Genomic DNA, 19,274 nt, shown 5'->3' on the forward strand with positions numbered 1-19,274 from the left:
ATGAAAAAAGTGTTGTTTGTGGATGACGAACCATTTATCGCCCGGGGCTTAAGCTCGATTTTGGATTGGGACCACTACGGCATCGAGATTGCCGGAACAGCCAATGACGGATCGAGCGCCCTCGATATCCTCCGGGAGAAACCCGTGGATTTACTGGTCACCGACATTATGATGCCGCGCATGAACGGGCTTGAGTTGATCCGCAGGGTTAAGGAATCCGGCTCGCAGACCAAGTTCGTCGTACTCAGCGGATATGAGGAGTTTGCCTATGTGAAAACCGGAATCCGGCTGGGTATTGAAAATTACATCTTAAAGCCGATTAACCTGGACGAATTGGAATCAACCATCCGGCACATCCGCGGGGAATGGGATCGGGAGGAGATGGAGCAGGTTCAAATCCAGGAGGACTGGGAAATTCTGCGGAGCAACGTTCTACAGCGCTGGGTCAGCGGGGAAATCGAGAGTCAGGAGTTCAAGCAGCGCGCCGAACTGCTGGGTCTTCCGCTGAAATGTGAAGTATATCGGCTTTTTGTGTCGAGGCTGGTTTCGGATGAGATGTTAGGGGACTATGATTTTTGTGCGAGCGAGTCGGCTATAAAGTGTCGGGAGATCGCTGGAGCACTGGAACGGCTTAAGCCGAAGGAGGCGGAGGTTGTCAGCTTTTTTGACCAGGACGGCGACTTGGTGATCCTGTACGCTCTCCGGAATCTGACGAATGATGCCGCTGACCAGGAGCTTCAAAAGTCGTTGCAGGGAGCGGCAAACGGGCTTGAAGGAAGTTTTTGGATCGCGGATGGCGGAGTCGGAGGCGATTTTTTAGGTGTTCAAAGCAGCTACCGAAAGGCAAAATCGGTATTTCGCCGGTTTTTGCTACCTAGGGATGGGGAAACGGAGTATACGTTTTGCGGGGAACCGGAAGCTTTCGGGAATGACGAAACCGTTCCTGTTGAATGGAATGAGAAAAGTTATATCGAGCTTTTGATTCAAGGCCGCCCCGAAGAGGTTGGGCGGTATGTTGAAAAGGTGCTGTCTGGTGCTTGTGCCTCGCGGGGAGATCTGATTCCGCGCCAATCGTGCCTTAACATGGCTCTTCGCCTGATGTTAGCTGCAAAGGAACAGGAGGAAAGCCCCGATTATAGTGAGGTGTTTGCATCCTTGGGCCGGATCAGTTCACTGCCAGGCATCGTGCGGCATGTCGTTGCCGTCGTCCAAAAATGCCTTGATAAGGAAGAAAGCGTCCGCGAGGAATATACTCCCCATGTCGCGTTTATGATTGAGCAGGTGCATCGGCATTATAGCGAAGAGCTATCTTTGAAGACACTAAGCCAGAAAGCTGGCTTGCATCCGAATTATTTAGGGCAATTGTTTCAGCAGGAGGTCGGAAGCAGCTTCTCGGATTACGTGAATCAATACCGGATTGAAAAGGCGACCCAACTGCTGTTGAATACGGATCGCAAAACGGCGGAAATTGCTCTAAGCGTCGGCTACCTCGACACCTCCTACTTCTATCGCCAATTCAAAAAGTATGCCGGAGTCTCCCCAACGGAGCTTCGCCAAATGTATACAAAGTGAATTGCTCCCTGATGCCGGAGAACGGCATGAGACAGGTCCAACCTTTCGGTGGACCTGTTATTTTTTTAGCATTCTTTGATTTATCCATGGGAATATAAGGTTTTTCAACTTGTTGGCGATAGCGCTTACTTGGCACAATAAAAGTAGTCAAGGGCAAGTGTATGAAGGGGGGTTACCTGCCGGTGCTTTCTAGGATCTTAGGGGATCTAAGGCATGGCAAACGGACTTGGCCTTAGGTAAAGGAGGAATGATCATGGCAGCTTATTGGAAAAAAATCATCAGGAACCGGACGCTGCTTATGTTTGTTTTACCCGGGACCCTTTGGTTCCTTATTTTTGCCTACTTGCCGATGTTCGGTTCTATTCTTGCATTCAAAGATTTCCGAATCAGCCGCGACGGATTTTTCGCCAGCGTGTTCAACAGCAAGTGGGTAGGGTTCAAAAATTTCGAATATTTGTTCACGACGAGCGATGCTTATGTCATTACCAGAAACACCATTCTGTACAACTTGGTACTCATTTTTCTCGGACTGGTCATTTCTGTCGGGTTCGCGATTATGTTGAGCTCACTGGTCAACAAAAGGATGGCGAAGGTATATCAAACCGGAATGTTTCTCCCGCACTTCCTATCCTGGGTTATTATCAGCTATTTCGCTTTCACTTTTCTGAGCATGGATAAAGGTACGCTGAACCAGATCATCACTTTCTTCGGCGGGGAACAGGTCAACTGGTATTTGGAGCCGAAATATTGGCCGTTTATTATTGTGTTCGTCGGCATTTGGAAAAGTGTAGGGTATAACAGCGTAATTTATTTGGCCGCTATTACCGGAATCGACAAATCCTACTATGAGGCGGCCGTTATCGACGGGGCGACCAAATGGAAGCAGATACGCTACATCACGCTGCCGCTGCTTAAACCACTCATGATCATTTTGACGATCCTTGCCATCGGCGGAATATTCCGCTCCGACTTCGGATTGTTTTATCAGCTGCCGAAAGACTCAGGTGCCCTGTACCCTGTAACCAACGTTATCGATACGTTTGTGTATCGCGGCTTGATCAATATGGGGGATATCGGGATGAGCACTGCGGCGGGGTTGTATCAATCACTGGTCGGTCTGGTACTTATTCTTGTCACTAATTCGGTCGTCAGAAAAATTGAAAAAGATCATGCGATCTTTTGAAGCACGGGGGTTTAAAAGATGACAACAACTCAACCTGTCCAGTCCGAAATGCCACCGGTGCCGGGAAGAAAGAAACCGCGGGATTTCAATGAATTAACGCCGGCCTGGAACGTATTTTTCAACATCATTATCGGGCTGTTCGCCTTCTCTTGCGTTTTCCCGTTTCTGTTCGTCATCATCATTTCTTTGACCGACGAGCAAACGCTGGTGCTTGAAGGCTTCAGCCTCTGGCCCAGCAAGTTCAGCACAGCGGCCTATAGCTACATTTTCGAGACCGGTCATGAATTGTTCGTTTCGTTCGGCGTTACGCTGCTCGTTACGGTAACGGGTACGCTGCTTACCTTGATTCTGGTAACGACCTATGCTTATGCCGTATCCAGAAAAAGCTTTGAATTCCGAGGGTTCTTCAGCTTTCTGGCATTTTTTACGATGCTGTTTTCCGGAGGGATGGTACCCGGATACATCGTCATGACCCAGTTCTTGCATTTGCAGAACACGATATGGTCATTGGTGCTTCCGCTGTCGCTCAGCGCTTTTTCCATCATTGTCATGCGGACGTTTTTCCAGACCACGGTTCCCGACGAAATTATTGAATCAGCCAAAATCGACGGAGCAGGGGAACTGCTCATCTTTGCGAGGATCGTGCTTCCGGTGTCGCTGCCGGGGATCGCGACCATCGGGCTGTTCAGCTGCCTGGCCTATTGGAACGACTGGTTCAACGCCTTGCTGTATTACAACAAACCGGAGCTGACGCCACCGCTCCAATTTATGCTGATGAAGATCGAGAAAAACATGGACTTTCTGACACAGAATGCCCAGAATCTCGGCTCCTTCAACGCCGCGGCCAATTTGCCCACGGAAACGGTCCGAATGGCGATGGTTGTGCTCGCTACCCTTCCTATCGTAATGGCATATCCGTTCTTCCAGCGTTATTTTGTTCAAGGCTTGACGGTGGGTTCGGTGAAGGGGTGATGCTTACCGGTCCACAAATGCTTGATTTCGGTTGTTTCCGCAAAGCTCTGCCTTACATGTTTCATGTGCCTAATGGCAGGAGTTGAATGCGGTTTCAATATGCAGGATTTCATTATTATTTTGAAGTAGGGGGAAGGAACATGAGAAAGAAAAAGTCTTTTGCTATGGTTCTGGCTTTGGTTCTGTTGCTGTCCACGGTTCTTGCGGGATGCGGGGGAGACAGTAAAAACAGTAAGGACAGCGGCGGGGCTTCCAAGGAAAAGGAAGCGGTTCAAAGCGACGGTACGATTGATGCTTCAAAATTGGACCCGGTGACATTGAAGCTATACCTGATCGGACCTAGCCAGAAGGATCTGCCTAAGGTTCAGGAAGAAATCAATAAATACGTCACCGAAAAAATTAATGCTAAAGTGGATATCTCGATGATCGACTGGGGCGACTACAGTCAGCGCATGCAGGTCATTACCAGCTCCGGGGAAAACTACGATATTGCGTTTACCAGCTCCTGGGCGTTCGACTACCTTCCGAATGCCGCCAAAGGCGCGTTCCTACCGCTAAATGATCTGCTGGATCAGTACGGCCAAGGGATCAAGAAGGTGTTGGATCCTCGCTTTCTGGAGGGGACCAAAGTTAAAGGGGTTAATTACGGGATTCCCGCAAACAAGGAATTGGCCCAACAATTCGTGTGGCGCTTTAACAAGAAATATGTGGACAAGTACAATCTCGATATTTCCAAAGTGACAACGCTTGAGGACCTGGAGCCTCTTCTCAAGACGATCAAAGAGAAAGAACCGGCGGACATCACGCCGCTGGCGGTTCCGAAAAACTTCAAACCGTATTTGCCGTTCGACTTCGCCTTGGGCGATGAAATCCCGATCGGCATGTATATCGACACCAAGGACCATAAATATGTGAATATTCTGGAATCTCCGGAGCTTAAAGCCGCTCTGCAAACGATGCGGAAATATTATAAAGCCGGTTATGTCCGCGAGGATATTGCCACCTTGGAAGGCATCGACAATATGAAGACCGGGAAATGGCTCGTTGACCGCGAAATCACGCAGCCTTATGCAGATCTTGGCTGGTCGAGAAGCGCCGGATACGACATTGTTACCAGACCGATGCACCAACCGATTATTTATACTAGCTCTGCCGCTGGCTCGATGCTCGCTATTTCTTCTTATTCCAAAAATCCGGAGCGAGCGATGATGTTCCTGAACCTGTTGAATACAGACGCGTATCTTCGTAACTTGATTCAGTACGGAATTGAAGGCACTCACTATAAGAAATTGGAGGACCCGTACATCGAGGATCTTCCGGCCATGAAGGACAACTACGCGATGCCGGGCTTCGCATTGGGCAACATGTTCCTGACCTACCTGCATGAAGGCGAACCGAAAGACAAATGGGATGCTTTCGAGAAGTTCAATTCATCGGCAATCGTAGCGCCTACCTTCGGCTTTAACTTCGATACAGCCCCAGTGAAATCGGAGGTCGCTGCGGTGACGAATGTGGCCAAAGAATTTATTCCGGCCTTGTACACGGGATCGGTTGACCCGGACGAATACTTGCCGAAGGCACTCCAAAAATTCAAGGACGCCGGAATCGACAAAGTCATTGCGGAAGCTCAAAAGCAGTTCGATGCCTGGAAAGCTGAGCAAAAATAGAGATTCGAAGAAACGGGCGGCTTGTACGTCCGTTTCTTTTTTTTTTGAGTACTGTAGAATTTTGGAGTTACCAGTGGAGCTGAGTATTCTTAGACGCAGAAAACTACTGCTATACGTGGTCTGACTTCCTTGAGAGAGGGCCGTCATCTCAAGTTAGCGGGGAGTTTCAGAGCATTGCGGTTTATGGATGGAATAAATAAGGGTAAAAAACGGCCTTATTTTCAAAATTTCAAATATCTTTACCTTAATAGGGGAATTTTGTGGACCTATTGGGAGTGAAACACGCAAAAGAGGCTGCTTTTTGGCCAGTATTGAAAAAATAGGGCCATAAATTACCCCTATTTTTTGTACAAGGGGCAAAGTTGCTCTAATAAGTCCATAATTTTCCCCTATTTCTTCTATGCTCGCCAAATTTCCTACCTCACCTAACACAAAAACCCGTCCAACTTCACCAAGTCGGGCGGGTTTTTAAATCATTTTCAGCAGCAATGTACGATTTTGGCTCCGCTTATACTTCGCTCCAAATCCGCTTCACATTGTCGAAGGCGATTTTCGTGCCCTTGAGGCAGTCTTCCATGCCTTCGTATTCGATGGACAAGTAACCGTCGTAGCCGGAGTGCTTCACGATCCGCAAAATCTCCCACAGATCAAGGTCGCCCTGGCCGGCAATCGCACCGCGTAAATAGCGGCCTCCGGCACTGCGGAACCAGCCATCGCCGGGATTGCGATCCTCAGGACGGATGTAGAAGTCCTTGATGTGCACCATGGAGGCAATGCCGATATTTTTCTTCACAGCCGTAATCGGATCTTCATCCACGCAGACGAAATTGCCGACATCGAGCGTTGTCTTGTAGTTCGAGCGGCCTACGGCATGAACCACCGCTTGCACCCGGTCGCTGGCCTGGACGTAATAGCCGTGGTTTTCCAGGCTGGTTGTAATGTCGTAGGACTTCGCATAATTGGCAATCGTCCGGCAGGCATGGGCGAGCTGATCCAAATCCCGGTTAAAGTTGACGATCGACGTGTCCGGTCTAGATGCAACGTCATGGCGCATCAATTTGACGCCGAGGGCATGAGCGATGTCCACCTCGCCGATTACACGCTGAATTTCGTCTTCATAAGCTTGTTCGCTGTCTTGAACAAAATTGGCGCCGATGGCATAGTTGGAAATGTCGATGCCGACTTTGGCGGCTTGTTCCCGAATCTGTGCGATAAGCTCAGGGGATTCTCCCAAGTTAAACCCCAGCGGCACGATCTCCACATGCTCTCCGCCGATTTCGGCGACCCACTCAATTACATCCAGTATCGTCATTTCTCCGGCCTGCATCGCTTGATACAAACTATAAGAACTGATCCCGAGTTTCATGGAACACCCATCTCCTTAATTGAATGATGATCTCCGAAAAGATTGTATGAAGCTGACAGCCTTACGTATGTCTTCTTCCGGATTTTTACCGACTTCGCGTTCGATGGTCAGGTAGCCGGCATAGCCGATTTCCTGCAGTGCGGCAAAATACTCGGTGAAGTCGACTTCTCCCTCGCCCAGCGGTACCTCCTCAAAGGCAGCTCCCGATGAGGCCATTTCGGCGATTTTCTGATGATCCATCGCCGCATAGCCAAGATAGCCATAAACATCCCGCGGATCGACCGGACGCGTACGTATGCCGTCCTTTACATGCGTGTGGACGATATAATCACGCAGCGTCTTCACGCCCTGAACCGGATCGTCGCCGGTGACCATCACCATGTTGGCCGGGTCAAAATTGACCGAAACCCCGTTGGTGCTGAGCGAATCGAGAAAGTTCTTCAAATGCGCCGCCGGCTCCGGCCCGGTCTCAATGGCGAAGTAGGCATTCATGCGCTTGGCGTAAACGCCAAGCTCCTCGCAGGCCTCCTGCATCGCCGCATAAATCCGGCTGTTCGGATCGTCCGGCACGATGCCGATATGCGTGGTCACGATGCTGCAGCCGAGCTCCACCGCCAGGTCGAGAATCCGTTTGGATTTCTCAATTTTGGCCGGGTTCACCGCAGCATCCTGAAAACCGTGACCGGCCAAATCGCCGCATAGTGCCGAAATTTCCAGCCCCAGCCCGGCGATTTCGTCGCGCAGTTCCTTTCGTTTCGTGCCCTTGAGCACGTCCGGGTCCATCTCGCCGGACACGGCGTAGATTTGTACACCATCCGCGCCGCAGGCTTTAGCCTTCCGCAGCCCTTCCCGCACGCCGACGCCAAAGCTGTCTACGATAATGCCGATTTTATTGTTAAGTTTCATTGCGATCTTCACCTCCGATTAAAACCGAATTTCGCGTCCTTCAGCCGCCGATTGATAAATCGCGTTCAAAATTTTAATCATTTCCACGCCGTCTTCGATAGGACTTATGTTAGGCCCTCCGTTCAAGCAGCTATCCACAAAATGATTGATCTCATTCTGGAAGCTGTCTTCAAAGTCGAAGCCCGGGGAACTGATTTGCGGATCGATGTTGATGATCGTATTGTGCTGCTCCGTTACAATCGACAGCACCGGCTCGATCTCCGCGCCGCCCTTTTCCCCGTAAATGTTGAGCAATGCCGAATTTTCCTTGGCGTGCAGCGAAAAGCTGACGTCAACCATGAGAGAGGCGCCGTTCTCAAAACGGATGAGGGCATTCGCCATATCCTCGACCGTATTGAGGGAAGCGTCGTAATCGGCTGCTTTATAAAAAGCATAATTTTCTATGTGCGAGCGGTTTCCAAGCTTGGCGTACGTATTGCCGCTGACGGACACAACCTTCGGTTTGCCCATCAAATACCAGCAAAGGTCGATGGCATGCACACCGATATCGATGAGCGGGCCGCCTCCGGAGCGGGCTTTGTCGGCGAACCAGCCTCCAGGATTGCCGAGGCGCCGAATCAAGCTGGCCTTGGCGTAATAAATATCTCCGAGATCTCCGGCGTCGATAAATTTGCGAAGAACGGCGATATTGGATGCAAAGCGCCGTACATAGCCTACCTGCAGCAGGTTGCCGGTGCGCCGGACCGCGTCTTGGACCGAAAGCGCTTCGTCCACGTTGATGCACAGCGGCTTTTCGCATAATACGTTTTTCCCGGCTTTCAGGGCGGCGATGCTGATCTCGGCGTGTGTGTTATTCCAGGTGCAGATGCTGATCGCCTGTACTTCCGGGTTTTCCAGAAGCTTGCGGTAGTCGGTGTAGACATGGGGAATATTGAATTTCTTGGCTGCTTCGCGCGCTCTTTCCTCGTTGATATCACAGATTGCCCATAACACGGTTTTAGGGTTGGCCTGGTAAGCCGCAAGATGGGATCCCGAGATCGATCCGGCTCCAATCAGGCCGATTTTCAACTCGCTCATGTTCTGCATTTGCTCCCTTTCGTTATCCGGACGAATTTGCTACAATAGAACAATCGTACACGGATATGTTTTATTTGTTCAAGCACCACTAATTTAGCACACTAATTCTAAAGGGAGAATGTGCAGGATGACAAAATATCTGGATTATATGATCAGTCCACATCCGATCCGCGTATTTAATCCGGTTGTCGATTCGAGCAAGCACAAGATTAAGTCGCTGACGATTGTTCACGCCGGCCATTTGCCCGGAAGAACGATGCAGCGGCTTGACGCCAACTTTGAATACTGGGCTTTCGTGATCATCACGGGAGGCGGGGGATTTTACCAGGTTAATGGCGGCGAAAAGCAGGTGGTGAAGGCCGGCTCTTGGTTTTGCTTGTTTCCGGATGCGGTGTTTAACTACGGTCCCGATGAAGGTGGGCATTGGGATGAGTATTATTTTACCGTGGAAGGAACGCGGGTGACGGAATGGCTGGATAACTGGCTGCCGAACCCGACAGGGGTAAAAAGAGCGGAAATCGACGATTCGGTCATCAATAAGATGGAGATGATGTTCATGCTCATCGACAGCGGCGTGCCCAGCAATCTGGACCGCGCTTCGTTGATGCTGGAATCGTTCCTGTACGAGCTCGTTTCCCAGGCAGACCAGGCGGAGGCAGGCAACCGCGGGAGGTTCGTGCTGAAGCTGATGGAGGATCTTTCCGGTTCGCTATATTCAGGCCAAGAGCCGGAGGAGATGGCTGAAAGGCATCACATTTCCGTGTCGACACTGCGAAGAATTGTGCATGAATATACCGGGTACCCGCTGAATGAGTTCATCCACCGACTAAAGGCGGCCGAGGCCAAGAACATTTTGCTCAATACGGAAATGAGTGTGAAGGAGATTGGAGAAGCGCTGGGGTATAAGGATACGTTTTATTTCTCCCGGGTGTTCAAGCGGATTACCGGCCATTCTCCAAGAGACTATCGGAGCCGGGGCGGTCAATGAAGATGGATGCATATGATGCAGATATTTTGTCATTTTGAGGAGGCAGAAGCAATGGACGTTTGTTTGAAGGGAATTTCGGAGGAACTAAAGCAGGGAGTCAATGAACTTGCCGGCATACTGAATTTGCAGGTACAAGACGGCGGGTTACCTGTCGAAGTGGTGCAGGAGGCAGGGCCTCTTATGGTATCGCTGCAGGACGGTAAGGGCATGATTTGCTATGAGAAAAAAATACACTTTTTCCGCGGCTTAGGCCTGTTTGCGGAGCATGCGGCGGAGGCCGATTCCTTCACAATTACGGAGCAGCCACAGTTCGATTACAACGGCACGATGCTGGACGCTTCCCGCAACGCAGTCATGAAGGTCGACGCGATTAAGCAATTTCTCCGCTATATGGCGGTGATGGGGCTGAACGGCCTCATGATGTACACCGAAGATACCTATGAAATCAAGGATCTTCCATATTTCGGCTATATGCGGGGTCGCTATACAGAAGAAGAGCTGCGGGAATGCGACGATTACGCCGACATGTTCGGCATTGAAATCATCCCGTGCATTCAGACGCTCGGCCATCTGTTCCAGGCGTTGAAATGGAGCTATGCCGGAGCATACCGCGATCAAGCGGATATTCTGCTGTGCGGGGACCCGGATACTTACCGGTTCATTGAGCAAATGATCACGGCCGCCTCTGCACCGCTTCGTTCGAAGCGGATTCATATCGGCATGGATGAGGCGTTCCAGGTGGGGCTCGGCACTTACCTGCGCAAGCATGGGTTCCACGATCGCTTCGAAATCATGAATGAGCACGTCCGCCAAGTGATGGAAATCACAAGCAAGCTGGGCCTTAAGCCGATGATCTGGAGCGATATGTATTTCAACCTGCTGGCCAACGCCAATCAGGGTTCGATCTACGATATGGGAGCGGACTTCTCCCAGGAAAATATGAGCAAAATCCCGGAAGGCGTTCAATTCGTATACTGGGATTACTATCGAATTGAGGAAGAGGGCTATGAGGCGGTTTTCGAGAAGCATAAGCAGCTCGGATCGCTGCCGTTGTTCGCTGGTGGCGTTCATATGTGGAACTCGCTCGCACCGAACTACGGCAAAACATGGGCGACAAGCCATCCGGGCTTGCGTGCGGCCAAGAAAACCGGCCTGAAAGAAGTATTCGCGACTGCCTGGGGCGATGACGGGAATGAAACGAACCATTTCGTGATTTTGGCCGGTCTGCAGCTGTTCGCCGAGTACGGTTATCGCGATGAGGTGACGGATGAGCATGTCCGCACGAGACTCAAAGCCTGCACCGGAGTAGACCTGCTGGACCCGCTCATCGCGCTGAAACGGATGGATGAAGTGCCCGGAGTTAAGGAGGACAACTTCTTCTCCGCGAATCCTTGTAAATTTTTGCTCTGGCAGGACCTGCTCATCGGACTGTTCGACAAGCATATTGAAGGTATGGAGAACGTGCTGCCGGACTACTACGCTGGCCTTGAAAAAGAATGGCACAGCTATAAGCTTCAGCTGCAGGAGCCATTCGCTATGCTGTTCGATTTCTATGAAAAGCTCGCTGCCGTGCTGAAGATCAAATCCACCTTAGGGCTCACGATTAAAAAGCACTATGATGCCAAGGTGATGAGCGAGCTGCGGAGCATCGCCGAGAACGTACTGCCTGATCTGTATCAGAAAGTCGACGAGCTGCGTCTATCGCACCGCAAATCGTGGATGATGGCGTATAAACCGTTCGGCTGGGAAGTGCTTGATCTCCGCTACGGCGGGGTGATGGCCCGGATAAAGTCGGTGCGCGACCGTTTACTCGACTATGTCGATGGCCGTGTTGATCGGCTAGAGGAGTTGGATGAAGAGCGCCTATTGTTCACGCAAAACGGTACCTCTAGCTCACCGATGGACGTCAACGCGCATTTCCATCAAATTGCGACAACAGGCTACTATTACAAAATGGGCTGATTGGTCCATTCCGAAACATTTCAAATAAGGGTAAAAAAGGGCCCTATTTTCCGATCTTACAAGCTTTCAGCGTAAATAAGGGAATTTGATGTACCTATTTTCTTACGAGGGCGGCAAAAGGCCAGTTTTTCCGACCCCAACAAGGGAATAGGGCCATAAAATTCCCCTAATTTTGTGATGAGCGGCCAAATCCTCAAAATAAGGCCCAAAAATACTCTTATTACTGGGATCTACTCGGCCAAGGCTAACTCGTAAGCGAACTGTGATATGATAAGGTCAGAAAGGCCGAATTTAATCATTATCATTTACGGCTTTAATCCCATGATTAAAGGGTTGAGTCTATCATGACACTACGCGAAATATCGGAAAATGAGTGGCTGAGCCGCGGCAACAATACCAGGGAGGCATTGTACTTGTTTACGCCGATGTGCGGCACCTGCAAGCTGGGGGAGAAGATGCTGGAAATCGCTTTGGCGTCAGGTCCCTGCATTCCCGTGTTCGGACTGAACATCAACTATGCCCCGACGCTGCGCGAAGCTTGGCAAATTTCCAGCGTACCATGCTTGGTTATTGTACAGGAAGGGCAGCCCGTGCAAATCGAGTATGCCATGCGTTCGGTTGTTGATTTGTACACCTGGCTGAAGGTGTAGAGCGTGGCGGGTAAGCCCAGACGGCTCTGGTCGAGTGAATCACAAGCTACTGCAGGCGCATGCAAAAAGAGGGTCGCCCTAAGTCATCTACGATGGCTTTTGGGACACCCTCTTGCGGCGCTTGTGCCGCGGTGATATTTTTTATTATAAAAGTTCGAATGACTTTGTCTTATCTGGCGTGATAACGGATCTCTTCATCCAGCTTGCTCGCGATGTAGCCCGTACCACGTTCCAGCTCGCTCTGCGAGAAACGCAGCAGCACCTTGCTCTCATCCGCATCCATCGCTTCTTCCAATAAGCCGACGAAGCCCCGTGCACGGCGATCTACCTCGAGCAGTACCTCAATGCCGTCCTCCGTCGGATAGAAGACCGCTTCCAGCTCATCAAGTTTCCCGTAATACTGGCGGCCTGGATAGAATTCAAATTCCTGCACGAACGGCAGCCCTCTGCCGTAGCGGGGAGCGTAGCTGTTCTCCACCTTGCGGATTTGGAAGCCCAGTTCCTCGATTGCCTTCAGCACAACCCCTGTGTAAGGATGAGGCAAAATTTGCAATCCGTCGTGATCGTCGGGATCTACCGCGTTGTCGATATCCAAAGACGTCTTCACCCAAACCTGCACCCGATCAAAGGTAGAGGGGGTGTATAACGGCAGCCTGAAAGCAAACGGCACCTCCAACTGATCATTGGGTTTAACCTGGATCGGACCGGTCAGTCGGAACTTATCTAAAGTCTGCGTATGGTTATACTTGTGATCATCGTGCTCCCGGACATAATCCGTGAGCAGGTGAAGATAAACCTCTTCGATCCGCTGCTCTACGTTCCCGCCTTGAATGAATACCTTGCCTTGAACCTCATCGCCGGCATAATAGCGGCCTTCCGCCAGTCTGGTATCTACCTTGGTGCCGCCGATTCCCACACTGGCCAATACACGGTTAAAAAACGACATTCACATCCTCCTTCATTTTAAGGGCCGTGACAGTCACGGTATGCCGGTTCTCTAATCCGAGCGCTTTAGCTTTTTCCACAGCTGATAACCCTTGCGGATGACCTCCAGCAATCCATCAGGTACTGGAATAGGATGTCTTCGTATTAAGGGGGCGTATAGCCGGAAATACACTTTCTTGAAGTCTTTCCACATGCCGCAGTAACTTTGCTTCAGAAAATCGGATACGTCCAGCACATAGCCGCGCCCGTTCTCCATCATCACATTTTTGGCGTGGATATCATGGGGGTATAAAGCCTTGGACCGAGCGTAATCGAGCGCTTCATCAATGTCGCGGATCACTTGTTCCGGAATCCGTATGCCTCGGCGTATACATTCATATACGGTCAACCCCTTTAGCCGTTTCATAATCAGGAAATTACTTCCTGATGCATAATATTCCGAATAGGCCGGGTGTCGACCTAATAGTCGGTACACCTCAAGCTCCTCCTCTAGTCCCGGCCGCCCCGGAGCATAGACCTTTACCGCATAATCGGGATATTCAGGATGCAGCAGCACGGCGGCATAGTTGCCCCTTCCAAGACAAGTCCAGGGCTTGGGAAGCTTTTTGACGACAACGGGATCGTGGGGGTCCAGACTTTCAACGGCCAGCTCGGGCAGCAGTTCGTCTGTAACTTGCATTAACAGCTTTTTCATATTTGCACCTAATCCGTTTGAGAGATTATCTGTTATAGTTTACTAGAGAAAAGCAAAATGTTGAATAGATTGGGCTGGAATTCAAAGTTTCGGACTTCTACTGTGGGAAGGCGGTATCGATACATAATGGAGCTACAAGAAGCGATTCATATGATCGGGCGGATTCGCCAAAATATCGGGGAAGTGGTTGTCGGTAAGCTGGAAGTGATCGACCTGCTCCTCACCTCACTGCTCGGAAACGGACATGTTCTGCTTGAGGATGTGCCGGGTACGGGAAAAACGTTGCTAGCCAAGTCACTCGCAAAATCGCTGGGCGGAGAGTTTAAAAGAATTCAGTTTACGCCGGACTTACTCCCTTCGGACCTAAGCGGCATTAACTTTTATAGCCAAAAAACAGGAGAGTTCGAGTTTCGCCCGGGGCCGGTATTTACGCATGTGCTGCTCGCGGATGAAATCAATCGGGCAACGCCGCGCACGCAGTCGAGCTTGCTGGAGTGCATGGAGGAGCGTCAGGTAACGATCGACGGAGTAACGCATGAGCTGGCGGCGCCATTTTTCGTTATGGCGACCCAAAATCCGATCGACCAGCAGGGGACTTTTCCGCTGCCGGAAGCCCAGCTCGACCGCTTCCTGATGCGGATCGCGATGGGGTACCCTTCGTTTGACGAAGGGATTATGGTCCTGCAACGGTTCAGGGAGCGCCAGCCGCTGGCCGAGTTACATCCGGTTGCCACCGCGCAGGAGGTGGCGGAGGTGCAGCGCTTCACGCAAACGATCCGCGTCCAGGAGGATTTGCTCGGGTATATCGTCGCGATTACCGAAGCGACGCGCAAGCACCCGGAGGTGAAGCTGGGGGCCAGCCCGCGGGCCAGCGGGGCTTTGCTCCGCGCCTCCCAAGGGTACGCGCTCATTCAAGGGCGGGATTATGTGACGCCGGACGATATCAAAACCGTGGCTGCTCCGGTCCTGGCGCATCGGCTGCTAATGCGCCATGGTTTGAAAGGAGAAGAAGCCCAAGGCATTGGTGTGGTGCGCCAGGTGCTGCGCGAGGTCGAGGTGCCGGCGGAAAAGGTACCTGTCGGAGAGGGGAAGCGGGAGGACTAGTTCATGCAGCTGACATCGCTCATTGTTAGCGTATTCGTTGTCGTTCTGCTCGTTTCTGGCTTATACCACTGGCGGGCGCTTAAGGCGGTTCGGTATGAACGGTATTTTTCCGAGCATGCCGTGTTTGAAGGCGATACGATTGAAATGGTTGAGGTGATCGCTAACGCCAAGCTGCTGCCGCTGCCTTGGCTGCGGCTAGAATCGAGCATTGCGGCAGGACTCACCTTCGGCAATCAGAGCAACTTGGCGATTCATACCGGGGATATTTATCAGAATCACATTAGTCTTTTTTATCTGAAGCCATACCGGCAAATTACGCGGCGCCACCAGGTAACCTGTTCTCAAAGGGGGCTGTACCGTCTGGAATCTGCGACGATGACGACGGGAGACCCTTTAGGGCTGTCAACCGAGGTGAAGCAGTTCCCGCTCGGGCTGGAGCTGCTCGTTTATCCTCGAATTCTCACACTTGCAGAGCTGCCGCTCCCGAATCACAGCTGGCTTGGCGAGCTTGCCGTCCGGCGTTGGATTGTGGAGGATCCGTTCTTGACCGCGGGAATCCGAAATTATCGACCCGGCGATCCCATGGGAAACATCAACTGGAAAGCGACGGCCCGGACGGGGGAGCTGCAGGTTCATAAACGGGATTACACCGCCGACCACCGGCTGATGATTTGCCTGAACCTGGAGGTTAGCGATTCGATGTGGAAGGCGGTCACTGAGCCGGGGCGGATAGAGCTAGGTATCCGGTACGCCGCCACAGTAGCCGACCATGCGCTGAATAGCGGCCTTGCTGCTGGTTTTTTATGCAACGGCTGCTTGGTAGATGGACCGAAGGAGCCGGTAAGAATTGAGCCGCAGGCGGCCTCCGATCGGCTGGAGCTGCTGCTTGGGACAATGGCCCGCTTGGTGATGGACCGAACGGCCTCCATGACCAGGCTGTTAGAAATGGAGCTGGAGACAGGTACGACTGATACCGATTACCTGATCATCTCCTGTCACCAGGGTGAGAAACTGCAGGAAACGGTGGAACAGCTGAGGCTTAACGGCAACGGAGTGGAATGGATGGAAATTCCCGAGCTGGCGGAAGAGGAAATGAGCAATAGCCAATGAACGAAAGGCCCACGAGCGAGTGGGAGAAAAAACGAAAAACGCGAGATAAAGGGACAATTGCCCTTGAATCTCGCGTTTTGCATAACTATGGGTATCGAGGCGGCGCCTTGCTTCCAATTTATGCTCCTTCCCTCAATAGACATCGATATTTGTACTTTAAACGTTGCCGTAATAGCAGCATGACGGGGGGTAGCTGCATTTTATACAGCTATTTCCCCCTTTTTTCTAGAAAGGAAGAAGTAGATGTAAAAAGTACATCTAAAAGCGCTTGGTGGGCCGAACGACACGAAATAAGCTGGATATAGCTGCACTTTTTACAATTAATTTGGAGAAAATGACGGCGTTGGCTAAAATAACTGCACTTTTTACATCTAACCCCGTGCCCGCGAGTTGCCCGCGGCTTTTGCTCATGGGCGACGGGGTATTTGGCAACAGGAAATGCAACTGGGTAACAATGTCAAACGAAGCTTTGCGGCCCGTTTTTATGTAAATTGTAATCCTTACCTACCTTGGGTTCTGCGCACTTCTGACAAACTTAAGCCAGTCCCGCCCAGCTCGCAAAATTTCCTTATACCCCGGGGGTCTCACCAGATAATACGGGGTGAGGGTGCCGCCCCAGTTCGTTTTGGCTTGGGCTACCGTGGGGATATTGGCTCCGGCGAAATCAAATTTTTTGTAGCCGAGCTCGGAAAATTGCTGAAGCACAAAGCTCTGGGATTGCTGAACAACGCCTTGGCCCAAGTGCTCCGTCTTACTGGCGGATATCCAGCCGAATGCCCGCTCACCGTCAAACGTCAGCACGACACTGGCGCTAACCGGTTCTCCGTTGGGAGAGTAGCAGACATACGCGTGAAAGGCGTTTTCTCCTAGCAGGGTCTGAGCTAACTTCAGATCCTCCACACTAAGCCGATGGCTAAAGCCTTGACGCTGCTCGGTCCCTCGCAGGCATTGATGCACCTCTTCCATATCAACGGTTTTTGCCGTACGGTAGCCCTCAGCATCAGCTTTTTTAATTTTCGCTCGGATTTCCCTGCTTGCCTGATCCAGCGTGTATGGTAGGTCCGTCATATAAGTATATTTAATATCCGTTTTGAAGCCGCGCCAGAGAAAAGGGCGAACATCCGTAATATCCGGCGGGAATACGAAGCTGGCGTTGCGCTGGGTTTTCAGCATTTCCGGGATCATCAAGCCCGCCACTTCAAGCCACTGCCTGTCGATTTTATACGGTTTATCCGTCGGCGTAGAATGAAAGAAAAACGGATGATAGGGGTTAAGCGGCGGAAGAAACAGCTTGCCTCCCTTATCGAAGAAAAATAACCCTTCCCCCCGAGCGGCGGAGTGGGACACTCTAAAATCTACGAACCGGGCCTGGCAGTTCCATTTTCGAACGTTAAATTCGGCCCATTGCTCCAACAAATCGCGATTAACCATAAGGACATCAAGTGCCTCCCTTTGTAAATCCCTAATGATTCAAATATTGCATCAATGCCATTCTATGATCTTGTCCCCCGAAATATGATAAAGCGGATGAGGCAACCGCCGTTTCCCTATGTCGCTATGGCCGCATTTAATATATGAAAAGAGATATTCCCGAGGTCCAAAGGGGGACGCCAAATATTGTCCAGGCCAAGGAGTAAGGGATCGGTTCATGAGGTCAGGAACAGGAGGGGATAATCGTGATTCAAGTAACGAAATTTGGAGCGAAAGGGAACGGTGTAACCGACGATACGGCAGCGATACAGAGGGCATTGAACCAGGCCGCCCAAACCGGTGAGACGGTATATTTTCCAAGCGGCGTTTATTTAATAAATCCGGCAGCGACACTTCGAGTCGGCGGGAACACAACGATACGGGGAGATGGCAGATCATCCGTTATTAAAGCTTTAACGAAAACCTTTGGCTGGGAGCTGATGAGAGTTTCCGGCAATGATGTGAACATCAGCAGCATTACTCTCGACGGCAATTATCGCGTAAATCGAGTGCTGGTTATCGGGGGAGGCTGCTCGCGGGTGACAGTAAGTCAGGCGGCTGTTCTTAATGCCACGCACAGTACAGATCGGCGGAGTGAATACTATTCAGGCGTGGTGTCCGGCATCGTCGTTTACGGAAATACCCAATCGATTACGATTGAAAATACGGAGGTAGCGAACATTGTCGCACGAAATCTGGTCGGTTCAAGCTTAGTAGCTCGCGGAATCTATGTAACGACAACCTGGGGCAGTCAAGAGCGTGCAGCAAAACAAGTTGCTATCGCGAATTGCTATATTCACGATATCCTGCCTGCCGACGATGCGGACGGCATCTATATCGAGGACCCGGCTATGGAAAACAATCGGGGAGAGGAACTGAACAGCCGCATCACCGGAAATCGTTTTGATTACTGCGCCAAACGTGCCATTAAAGTATTTGCCAAGGGGGTTTACGTCGCAGGGAATGAAATTAACAACCCTTATCTCAACAATAACTACTATATGGGCGTGGATAAAGGAACCCTCGCACCGGATATGTATTCGGCGATCAGCATCTACGGTGGAAGCAATACAGTAGAGGGGAATGTCATTGCGGGTAAAGGAAGCTTTTATGCCGCCATCGAGGTGGGAGCCGGATTTCCGGTAGAACACATGATCATTCAGGATAACGAGGTTACCATGGGAGCAAGAAGCAATATCAGGGGGACAACCGCCATTCGTCTCGGGAACATCAAAGATTTCCGGATTATTTCCAATACGATCAATAACGGGGAGCGGGGAATCTGGACCTGGCAAAACGCCGAGCAGGGGCTGATCAAGGATAACGTCATTATTGTCCGGCGGGGCGGGGGCATTGACCTTTCTACGTATCTAACCGGCTATGTTCAAAAGGATATCATCTGCTTGAACAACAGCATTACTGCAGGAACCTACACCATCCGGACGGCTCCCACCAACGAGAATGTTATTATTAAATAAATATAAAAAATGGGAATATAGGAAAGCACTTTCATGCACAAATGACGCGTATTGATGAACTTTACCCTGGACGGAGCAGCTATCCGTAGGGTGGAGTTTTTTGTTTTTTATAAGACTAAAAAGGTCCTGC

At 50.9% G+C, this 19,274-nt stretch carries 17 protein-coding genes; 10 read left to right on the forward strand and 7 right to left on the reverse strand.

All coding sequences use genetic code 11. The features are described 5' to 3' along the window. The 4 genes from ACFQ3W_RS04445 to ACFQ3W_RS04460 all read left to right on the forward strand — a co-directional run bounded on the left by ACFQ3W_RS04445 (position 1) and on the right by ACFQ3W_RS04460 (position 5,394). Positions 1-1,572 carry a response regulator gene (locus ACFQ3W_RS04445; protein WP_379317223.1) on the forward strand — a complete coding sequence of 524 codons (1,572 nt, stop codon included), beginning with the start codon at positions 1-3 and terminating at the stop codon, positions 1,570-1,572. A 253-nt stretch (positions 1,573-1,825) separates the two neighbouring features. Further along, on the forward strand, positions 1,826-2,755 hold the full coding sequence (locus ACFQ3W_RS04450) for an ABC transporter permease (RefSeq protein ID WP_379317013.1): 930 nt from the start codon (positions 1,826-1,828) through the stop codon (positions 2,753-2,755). Between the two features lie 18 nt (positions 2,756-2,773). Further along, entirely contained in the window at positions 2,774-3,727 is a 954-nt protein-coding gene (locus tag ACFQ3W_RS04455) for a carbohydrate ABC transporter permease (protein ID WP_379317015.1), read from the forward strand. A gap of 140 nt (positions 3,728-3,867) precedes the next feature. Beyond that, positions 3,868-5,394, forward strand: coding sequence for an ABC transporter substrate-binding protein (locus ACFQ3W_RS04460; protein WP_379317017.1), 1,527 nt, complete (start codon positions 3,868-3,870; stop codon positions 5,392-5,394). 153 nt (positions 5,395-5,547) lie between these two features. Here ACFQ3W_RS04460 and ACFQ3W_RS04465 read toward each other — a convergent pair whose 3' ends face one another. The 4 genes from ACFQ3W_RS04465 to ACFQ3W_RS04480 form a co-directional block, all read right to left on the reverse strand. Continuing rightward, positions 5,548-5,826 carry a hypothetical protein gene (locus ACFQ3W_RS04465; protein ID WP_379317019.1) on the reverse strand — a complete coding sequence of 93 codons (279 nt, stop codon included), beginning with the start codon at positions 5,824-5,826 and terminating at the stop codon, positions 5,548-5,550. Positions 5,827-5,902: 76 nt separating this feature from the next. Then, complete coding sequence (locus ACFQ3W_RS04470; RefSeq protein WP_379317021.1) at positions 5,903-6,760, reverse strand: sugar phosphate isomerase/epimerase family protein; 858 nt, start codon at positions 6,758-6,760, stop codon at positions 5,903-5,905. Between the two features lie 15 nt (positions 6,761-6,775). Continuing rightward, positions 6,776-7,666 (reverse strand): sugar phosphate isomerase/epimerase family protein, encoded by an 891-nt coding sequence (locus tag ACFQ3W_RS04475; RefSeq protein ID WP_379317023.1) that lies wholly within the window; start codon positions 7,664-7,666, stop codon positions 6,776-6,778. Positions 7,667-7,684: 18 nt separating this feature from the next. Further along, positions 7,685-8,743 carry a Gfo/Idh/MocA family protein gene (locus ACFQ3W_RS04480; protein ID WP_379317026.1) on the reverse strand — a complete coding sequence of 353 codons (1,059 nt, stop codon included), beginning with the start codon at positions 8,741-8,743 and terminating at the stop codon, positions 7,685-7,687. A 127-nt stretch (positions 8,744-8,870) separates the two neighbouring features. On the opposite strand from ACFQ3W_RS04480, the gene ACFQ3W_RS04485 reads away from it, so the two are divergent. From ACFQ3W_RS04485 to ACFQ3W_RS04495, 3 genes are all read left to right on the forward strand, one after another. Then, positions 8,871-9,731, forward strand: coding sequence for an AraC family transcriptional regulator (locus ACFQ3W_RS04485; protein WP_379317028.1), 861 nt, complete (start codon positions 8,871-8,873; stop codon positions 9,729-9,731). 51 nt (positions 9,732-9,782) lie between these two features. Beyond that, a complete protein-coding gene (locus ACFQ3W_RS04490; protein ID WP_379317029.1) occupies positions 9,783-11,693 on the forward strand; it encodes a beta-N-acetylhexosaminidase in 1,911 nt (636 codons plus the stop codon). Between the two features lie 344 nt (positions 11,694-12,037). Then, positions 12,038-12,343 carry a thioredoxin family protein gene (locus ACFQ3W_RS04495; protein ID WP_379317031.1) on the forward strand — a complete coding sequence of 102 codons (306 nt, stop codon included), beginning with the start codon at positions 12,038-12,040 and terminating at the stop codon, positions 12,341-12,343. A gap of 169 nt (positions 12,344-12,512) precedes the next feature. Here the strand turns inward: ACFQ3W_RS04495 and ACFQ3W_RS04500 are convergent, their stop codons facing one another. Further along, positions 12,513-13,289: a sporulation protein gene (locus tag ACFQ3W_RS04500; RefSeq protein ID WP_379317033.1), complete on the reverse strand. Its 777-nt coding sequence runs from the start codon at positions 13,287-13,289 to the stop codon at positions 12,513-12,515. Between the two features lie 51 nt (positions 13,290-13,340). Further along, a complete protein-coding gene (locus ACFQ3W_RS04505; RefSeq protein ID WP_379317035.1) occupies positions 13,341-13,982 on the reverse strand; it encodes a serine/threonine protein kinase in 642 nt (213 codons plus the stop codon). Positions 13,983-14,108: 126 nt separating this feature from the next. Between ACFQ3W_RS04505 and ACFQ3W_RS04510 the strand changes: the two genes are divergently transcribed. Continuing rightward, positions 14,109-15,086 (forward strand): AAA family ATPase, encoded by a 978-nt coding sequence (locus tag ACFQ3W_RS04510; protein ID WP_379317037.1) that lies wholly within the window; start codon positions 14,109-14,111, stop codon positions 15,084-15,086. A 3-nt stretch (positions 15,087-15,089) separates the two neighbouring features. Next, positions 15,090-16,196: a DUF58 domain-containing protein gene (locus ACFQ3W_RS04515; RefSeq protein WP_379317039.1), complete on the forward strand. Its 1,107-nt coding sequence runs from the start codon at positions 15,090-15,092 to the stop codon at positions 16,194-16,196. A 504-nt stretch (positions 16,197-16,700) separates the two neighbouring features. On the opposite strand, the gene ACFQ3W_RS04520 is transcribed toward ACFQ3W_RS04515, so the two are convergent. Next, the gene (locus tag ACFQ3W_RS04520; RefSeq protein WP_379317041.1) at positions 16,701-17,627 is read right to left on the reverse strand and encodes a GNAT family N-acetyltransferase; all 927 of its coding nucleotides are present in this window, start codon (positions 17,625-17,627) and stop codon (positions 16,701-16,703) included. 245 nt (positions 17,628-17,872) lie between these two features. Between ACFQ3W_RS04520 and ACFQ3W_RS04525 the strand changes: the two genes are divergently transcribed. Further along, positions 17,873-19,144 carry a glycosyl hydrolase family 28-related protein gene (locus ACFQ3W_RS04525; protein ID WP_379317042.1) on the forward strand — a complete coding sequence of 424 codons (1,272 nt, stop codon included), beginning with the start codon at positions 17,873-17,875 and terminating at the stop codon, positions 19,142-19,144. Positions 19,145-19,274: the final 130 nt, after the last annotated feature.

It is taken from the genome of Paenibacillus puldeungensis (assembly GCF_042678945.1).
Classification (GTDB): domain Bacteria; phylum Bacillota; class Bacilli; order Paenibacillales; family Paenibacillaceae; genus Fontibacillus; species Fontibacillus puldeungensis.